This window comes from Polaromonas sp. P3_C2, from assembly GCF_056402675.1.
Window position 1 is genome coordinate 1 of the sequence record NZ_JBFUGX010000979.1, and the last position, 1,157, is coordinate 1,157.

The following is a 1,157-nucleotide window of genomic DNA, read 5'->3' on the forward strand; positions in this document are numbered from 1 at the left end:
CCACTGACCGCGCCTACCTGATGAAGCTGGCGGCCCAGACCTGGCGCTTCTTTGAACGCTGCGTCGGCCCCGAAGACCACCACCTGCCGCCGGACAACCTGCAAATGGAGCCGGAACCGACGATCGCACACCGCACCTCGCCGACCAACATCGGCCTGTACCTGATGGCTGCAGCCTGCGCGCGCGAGTTCAACTGGATATCCGCCGCCGAGCTGATCGCGCGGCTGGGCGCCACGCTGGGCACGGTCGAAGCCCTGCCCAAGCACCAGGGCCACCTGCTTAACTGGTATGAAACCCGGTCGCTGCAGGTGCTGCCTCCGGCCTATGTTTCCACCGTAGACAGCGGTAACCTGGCCGGCCACCTGCTGGCCGTCGCGCAGTGTGTTCGCCAGCTGGCGGCGCACCAGGAAACCTTGCCAGGCGAATCCGCCGAGCTCCTGGAATTGGGTGCCCGCTGTGAAAAGCTTTGTATGGCGATGGATTTCGGCGGCCTTTACAGCCCCAAGCGCCACCTGTTTCATATCGGGCTGCGTGTGCACGAGCAGGCACTTGACGCCAGCTATTACGACCTGATCGCCTCGGAGGCGCGCCTGACCAGCTTCCTGGCGATTGCCAAAGGTGATGTGCCGCGGCGCCACTGGCTGGCGTTGGGCCGCGCCTTCCTGACGGTGGGCGTAACGCCCGGCCTGAAGTCCTKGTCGGGCTCGATGTTTGAATACCTGATGCCTTCGCTGGTCATGAGCGAGCCCGACGAGGGCCTGCTGCATGTGTCCGGCCTTGCGGCCGTCAAGGAGCAGCAGGCCTGGGGCCAGGCACAGGGCCTGCCATGGGGCGTTTCGGAGTCGGCCTACTTTGGGCAGGACCATACGCTGGCCTACCAGTATTCGCCGTTTGGCGTGCCGCGGCTGGCCCTTCGACGGACCCCGCCGGCCGACCGCGTCGTGGCGCCCTATGCCAGCATCATGGCATCCCAGTTCACGCCGCAGGAGGCGGTGGCTAACCTGCGCCAGCTTGAGCAATGGGGTGCGCGCGGCGAATACGGTTTTGCCGACGCGCTGGATTTCACCGTCGCCAGGCAACCGGGCGCCCAGGCGATGAGCCTGGTCAACACCTACATGGCGCACCACCAGGGCATGTCGCTGGTGGCACTGTGCAAT

General features: G+C 65.7%; 1 protein-coding gene. It reads left to right on the plus strand.

What is annotated here, in order from left to right; translation table 11 throughout:
• Positions 1 to 1,157 (plus strand): glucoamylase family protein (locus AC1DWI_RS23960; protein WP_477726011.1); only part of this gene is annotated, 1,157 nt, incomplete at both ends.